Annotated in this window: 6 protein-coding genes and 1 pseudogene; 5 read left to right on the top strand and 2 right to left on the bottom strand. The window is 71.9% G+C overall.

Annotated features, from left to right (window positions below):
- A pseudogene (locus ABZ749_RS26810) lies at positions 1 to 304 on the top strand (ABC transporter ATP-binding protein); the annotation flags it as partial.
- Positions 304 to 996: an urea ABC transporter ATP-binding subunit UrtE gene (gene urtE, locus ABZ749_RS26805; protein WP_355006688.1), complete on the top strand. Its 693-nt coding sequence runs from the start codon at positions 304 to 306 to the stop codon at positions 994 to 996. The pseudogene ABZ749_RS26810 and the gene urtE, both read left to right, overlap by 1 nt.
- Before the next feature lie 15 nt (positions 997 to 1,011).
- Here urtE and ABZ749_RS26800 read toward each other — a convergent pair whose 3' ends face one another.
- Positions 1,012 to 2,046: a LacI family DNA-binding transcriptional regulator gene (locus ABZ749_RS26800; protein WP_357232687.1), complete on the bottom strand. Its 1,035-nt coding sequence runs from the start codon at positions 2,044 to 2,046 to the stop codon at positions 1,012 to 1,014.
- 133 nt (positions 2,047 to 2,179) lie between these two features.
- Here ABZ749_RS26800 and ABZ749_RS26795 point away from each other — a divergent pair, with 133 nt between their 5' ends.
- From ABZ749_RS26795 to ABZ749_RS26785, 3 genes are all read left to right on the top strand, one after another.
- Positions 2,180 to 3,127 (top strand): LamG-like jellyroll fold domain-containing protein, encoded by a 948-nt coding sequence (locus ABZ749_RS26795; protein WP_357232685.1) that lies wholly within the window; start codon positions 2,180 to 2,182, stop codon positions 3,125 to 3,127.
- 37 nt (positions 3,128 to 3,164) lie between these two features.
- Positions 3,165 to 5,267: a PQQ-dependent sugar dehydrogenase gene (locus ABZ749_RS26790; protein ID WP_357232683.1), complete on the top strand. Its 2,103-nt coding sequence runs from the start codon at positions 3,165 to 3,167 to the stop codon at positions 5,265 to 5,267.
- Between the two features lie 143 nt (positions 5,268 to 5,410).
- Positions 5,411 to 5,881: a molybdenum cofactor biosysynthesis protein gene (locus ABZ749_RS26785; RefSeq protein WP_357232681.1), complete on the top strand. Its 471-nt coding sequence runs from the start codon at positions 5,411 to 5,413 to the stop codon at positions 5,879 to 5,881.
- Between the two features lie 15 nt (positions 5,882 to 5,896).
- On the opposite strand, the gene ABZ749_RS26780 is transcribed toward ABZ749_RS26785, so the two are convergent.
- The coding region (locus tag ABZ749_RS26780) for a nuclear transport factor 2 family protein (protein ID WP_357232679.1) at positions 5,897 to 6,193 on the bottom strand (297 nt) is incomplete at its 5' end.

Genomic DNA, 6,193 nt, shown 5'->3' with positions numbered 1-6,193 from the left:
CATGCTGCTGGTGCAGGACGCGCGACTGCTGCTGCTGGACGAGCCGGTCGCCGGGATGAGCCATGAGGAACGCGACGCCACCGGCGTCCTGTTGGAGAGGGTGAGCCGGGATCGCACTGTCGTCGTGATCGAGCACGACATGGACTTCCTGCGTCGGTTCGCGCGCAGCGTCACAGTGCTGCACGCCGGCCGGGTGCTCAGCGAGGGTACGGTCGCGCAGGTCCAGGCGGACCCGCGCGTGCAGGAGGTCTACCTTGGCCACCCGGTCGACGCCGGGTCGGCCCGCACCGGCCGGGAGGCATGATGCTGACGCTGCGTGGGGTGCACGCCGGGTACGGGCGTTCCCGGGTGCTGCACGGGGTCGACCTGGCGGTCCCGCCCGACGGGGTCGCCTCCGTGCTCGGACACAACGGTGCCGGCAAGAGCACCCTGCTGCGGGTCGCGGCGGGGCTGCTGCGCCCGAGTGCCGGCACCGTGGAGTTGGACGGCGAGGACGTCACCCGCGCCGGGCCGCACGAGCGGGTGGCGCGGGGGATGGCGTACGTCCCGCAGGGTCAGCAGTGCTTTCCGCACCTGACCGCGGCGGAGAACCTGCGGCTGGTCGCCGACGGCCGGCGCGACGGCGCGGTGGCGACGGCGGAGGTGCTGGATCTGTTTCCGGCGTTGCGCCCGCTGCTGCGGCGGCGGGCCGGGCTGCTCTCCGGCGGTCAGCGCCAGCAGTTGGCCATCGCCCGCGCCCTGATCACCCGGCCGCGGCTGCTGATGCTCGACGAGCCGACCGAGGGCATCCAGCCGTCGGTGGTCGCGGAGATCCAGGAGCGGATCGTCGAGTTGACCCGGCAGTCCGGGTTCAGTGTGCTCCTCGTCGAGCAGCACCTGGGTTTCGCCCTGCGGGTGGCGGACCGCTACCACGTGCTGGAGTCCGGTCGGGTCACCTCGTCGGGCGACGGGGGTGTCACGGCCGAGCGGGACGTCCGGGCGGCGCTGGCCGTCTGATCGGGGTGGCGTCGGTCAGGTTCCCGGCGCGGGCCCGGTCGAGTCGCGGACGACCAGCAGGTGCCCGGTGGGGCGGCGGCGCGGGCGTGTCGTGCGCGGCTTGAGCGCGAGGGTGAGTGCCGTGCGACCCATCTCGGTCATCGGCAGGCGGATGGTGGTCAGGCTGGGTGCCAGGTCGGCCGCCACGGAGACGTCGTCGAAGCCGACCACGGACATCCGCGCGGGCACCGGTACGCGGCGGGACCGCAGCGTCGACAGCACACCCATTGCCATCGCGTCGTTGAGCGCGACGATCGCCGTCGTTTCGGGATGCTCGTTGAGGATCTGCTCGGCGGCGGCGCGCCCCCCGCCGCGGGTGAAGTCGCTGTGCACGACGGCGAGGTCGGCGGGGGAGCGTCCGCGCTGCCGCAGGGCCGACGACACACCGGCCAGCCGGTCGGCGACCGTGGTGAGGCCGGCGCTGCCCGCGGCGACAGCGATCCGCCGGTGACCGAGGTCCATCAGGTGCTGGGCGAGGGCGTGACCGCCGGCCTCGTTGTCCGGTAGGACGGCGTCGACGCCGAGCGTGTGCCGTCCGATGGCAGCGGCCCGTCCGCCGTGGTCCTGGAACGCGGCCAACTCGGCGCGGGCCGCGCTCTCCATCCGGGGGTCGTCGTAGCCGGAACCACTGATCAGGACGATGCCGACCCGCTGGGCGATCAGGTGGCGCAGCTGTTGCAGCTCGTAGCCGGGGTCGCGGCCGGACTGGCAGATCTGCACCAGCAGCCCCTGCTCGGCGGCGAGTTGGATGACCCCGGCGGCGATCTCGGAGAAGTACGGGTCGTCGATCTGATGGACGATCAACCCAACCGTGGAGGTGGCCCCGCTGGCCAGGGTCCGGGCGTACGGGTTGGCGACATAGCCCAGCTCACCGGCGATCTGCCGGATCCGGTCGGCGACCTCGGCGCTGACCCCCTCGCGGCCGGCGAGCGCCCGGGAGGCCGTCGCCAGCGAGACGGCAGCGTGTTCGGCGACGTCCACGAGGCGCGGCCGTTGGCTGGCCCTGGGCATCGGCAACCCTCCAAAGACATCCATGTCACCCGATCTGTTGCGATCGGCACCGATCGAAGCCTAGGGTACGTAAGCGCTTTCGTAAGCGCTTACGTGACCGGCATCCGTCATGCCGCGAAACGAGGTGACAGCCATGTCCAGGGCCCGACGAGCGGCCGTCTCCCTCCTGGCGATCGGCGCACTGACCGGCGCCAGCGCGCCACCGGCGCAGGCGGATCGCAGCATCCCGTCCGCCGTCCACCCGGCGCTGCGCGCGCACCTGGTCGCCGCGTACGACTTCGACCACCCGGTGCCCGGCGACCCCGCACTGGAACGCGACCAGGGGCGTTCCGGCACCGAGATCGAGCTGATCAACGGCGGTGCCGCCATGCGGGTGCCGGAGGGCGCCTACCGGGGCAGCCGCAACGCGGTGCAGACCCGGCAGGTCGACCCCGCCGTCGCCGGCAACGACGACTGGAAGGCCGGCACCTGGTCGGCCAGCGGGGTGCGGACACTACGTGCCTTCAGCGCCACCGCCGGCACCACGGTCATGGGCTGGTTCAAGCTGAACATGGACAGCCCGTCGCCCAACTCCACCACCGCCGACCCGGACGACAGATACAACGCGATCGGGCTGGCCGGGGTGCTGACCGGCGACTCCGACGGCCACGGCGTCCGCGCTCTGCTGGAGCTGATCGACGTCGACGGGGAGTTGCGTCTCGTCGCGCTCGGCCGGCGGCTCGACGGCGGCAACTCACAGACGTTCGCCGCCACCCGGGACTGGCGTGAGCTGCTGCCCGTGGGGGAGTGGGTGCACCTGGCCGCCACCTTCGACTTCGCCACCGGCGCGCTCGCCCTCTACCGCAACGGTGAACCGGTGGACGGGTTCTACACCCGCGCCGACGACCCGTGGCTGCTGTCCGGCCCCGGCCCGCACCTGACCACCGCGTCCGACCCCCGGGGCATCAAGATCGGCGGCAGCTTTCCCCAGGACACCCTCGAGCGCAACCCGTGCGACTGCCGGATGGACGGCCTGATGTTCCTCGACAGTGTGGTCTCCGCGACCGACGTGCGGAGGCAGTACCGCCACCTTGCCCGCTGACCACCCTCGGCACCGTCCCACCGAGAAGGAGACACGCGTGCGCACCCTGCACCGCCGCGCCGGCGCCGTCCGCCGGCCCACAGTGAGGGCCGGCCTCACCGCCCTCGTGCTGATCCTGTCCACACTGGTCGCCACACCCGCGCGAGCCGCCGACGCGGTCGACGACCCGATCCCCGACATGCCGGTCCAGTCCCGAATCGGGCTGGTCCTCAGCGAGTACGCCAGCTTCCCGCAGTCGTACCCGACACCGGCGCCGACCGACGCGCGGCTCATGCGTACCGCGCGGATCAACACCATCATGGAGGTGCCCGACGGCTCCGGCCGGCGGGCGGTGCCCGACCTCAACGGCAGCCTCTATCTGGTCGAGGGCGGCGTGCCGCACGTCTACCTGGACGTGGCCGCGACGTTCGCGCCGCGGTTCTTCTCCGGTCGTGGGCTCGGCCAGGGCTTCGGGTACGTCGCGTTCCACCCGGAGTTCGGGGTGAACGGCCGGTTCTACACCATCCACACGGAGTTGGCGTCGACGACGACCGCCACAGCGGACTACGCCCAGCCCAACACGCTCTTCCACGGCGTCATCACCGAGTGGACGGCGACGGATCCCGCCGCCGCCACCTTCGCCGGTACGCACCGGGAAGTGCTGCGCATCGGCTTCGGCGGCCAGGTGCACGGCATCCAGGAGATCAACTTCAACCCCACGGCCAAGCGCCACGACCGCGACTACGGGCTGCTGTACCTGGCCGTCGGCGACGGTGGCCAGGGTGCTCGCAACACCGATCCGCAGAACCTGGCCCTGCCGCACGGCAAGCTGCTCCGGATCGACCCCCGGGGCACCAACTCCGCGAACGGGCGCTACGGCATACCGGCCGGGAACCCGTTCGTCGGCCGGGCCGGCGCGCTCGGCGAGCTCTACGCGGTGGGTTTCCGGGACCCGCACCGGTTCAGCTGGGACCGGGCGACCGGCCGGATGTACCTAGGGCACATCGGCGAACACGCAGTCGAGGCGATCTACGAAGTCCGTGCCGGGGACAACTTCGGCTGGAGCGAGCGCGAAGGCTCCTTCGTGTTCGACAAGGCGGCCACGAACCCCTGCGACCGGCTGCTTCCGCTGCCCGCCGACGACGACAGCTACGGCTACACCTACCCGGTCGCCGCGTACGACCACGACCCCGCCGCCGGTTGGAACTGCACCGACGACGTCGGTGTCGCGGTGGCCGGCGGCTTCGTCTACCGGGGGCGGGCGCTGCCCGCGCTGCGCGGCAAGTACGTCTTCGGCGACCTGGTCGACGGTCGGGTGCTCTACACCGAGGCCAACGAGATGCGCCGGGGCCGGGAGCTGGCCACCATCCACCAGCTCGCGCTCTTCGACCAGGCGGGCACCCCGGTCCGGATGCGCGACCTGTCCGCACCGGGCGCGCCCGGTGATCCCAACCGGGTGGACCTGCGCTTCGGCACCGACGCCGCCGGTGAGCTCTACGTCGTCGCGAAGGCCAACGGAAAGGTCTGGAAGGTGACCGGCACCCGGGAGTTCGCCAGCGGTGACGTCGGGGACGTCACCCTCCGCCGTACCACCGGAGCCACCAACTGGGCACCGGTGACGCCGTCAAAGTGGCAGTTCACAGGCGACCAGGTCATCCTGGCCGAGGCCGGGGAGAGCCGGCCGGGCCCGCGCCGGCCCTTCGAGTACGCCGTGCTGACCAACGGACCGGCGTGGTCGTCGGTGCGGGTCGACGCCCAGGTACGACTCGACACCCCGGTGGAGGTCACCAACCGGGACGTGATCATCGTCTTCGGCTGGCGCTCGGACACCGAGTTCTACTACGCCCACCTCTCCACCGACAACACGATCTATCCGCACAACGGCATCTTCAAGGTGGACAACGCCGACCGGGAGCGCATCGACCACCAGTGGAACGGCCGCTCGCGGGGCGCCAACCCGGCGATCACCGACGCCAGGTGGCACCGCGTGCGGGTGGTGCACCTGCCGGCCACCGGCGAGATCGCCGTCTACGTCGACGGGCACCGGGACCCGCTGCTGACCGCGAAGGACACCACGTTCGGCTCGGGGCGGGTCGGCTTCGGCTCGTTCGACAACGTGGGCCGACTGCGCAACCTGACCGTCAGCGGCGCGCCGGCCTGAACCGGGTCACGGTGGGGACGGTGACGACTCACGCCGCCGTCCCCACCGGGCAACCGTCGCGACCGTGCGAGATCAACGGCGTGGAGTACCCCGCATCCGTCGACCTGCCCCGGCGGCCCTGTCCGGTTCGTAGAATTCCTGCCATGCCGGAGATCGTCGAGTTGCTGGCCTCGCCCGTGCACCGCTTCCTGGGCCGGCCCGCCGACGGCCCGGCCCCGGCCCCACCCGGCGAGCTGGTCGACGCCGTCCGGATCCGGGCCGGCCTCGGCATCGTCGGCGACAGGTACTTCGGTCAGCAGGCACACCGCGACGCCAGCGTCACTGTCATCGCCCGGGAGTCGCTGCCGGTCGGCATCGGCCTGGCCGAGGTGCGGCGAAACATCCTCACCACAGGGATCGCCGTGGACGAGCTGATCGGCAGAGTGCTGGTGCTGGACTCCGGCGACGGCCCGGTCAGCCTGCGGGTCAACCGGGCGGCCCGACCGTGTGCCTGGATGGACGTCACGGTCGGACCGGGGGCGTGGAAAGCGCTGCGCACCACCGGCGGCATCCGCTGCACGCCCCTCAATGACGGCACCCTGCGCCTCGGCGCGATCGACGCCACAGTGAACTGAGGACGCCAGCCTGAGTCAGACCGGGCTGATGTGTGCGGCCAGGACCCGCCAGCCGTGCGGGTCGTCGTGGACCCACGTCCGGGTGTAGCGCAGCCGCGCGGCGAACGGCGTTCCCTCGAGGACGCCGGACACGCGGCCCAGGAAGAACGTCACCCCCGTCGCTCCGACCACGAGCAGGTCCAGCTCCTCCTCCACCAACTCCTCGACGACCGAGCGGCGGTCCCGGTGAGCGGCCAGGTCATCCTGCTTGCTGTGGGTACGCCCGTCCGGGCCGATGGCGATCAGCTGGTCGACCAGCAGCTGATCGAGGGC

It is taken from the genome of Micromonospora sp. NPDC047753 (assembly GCF_040642735.1).
Lineage (GTDB): Bacteria > Actinomycetota > Actinomycetes > Mycobacteriales > Micromonosporaceae > Micromonospora.
Note: the sequence above shows the minus strand (reverse complement) of the source record. Positions and strands in the feature narration are given on the sequence as shown.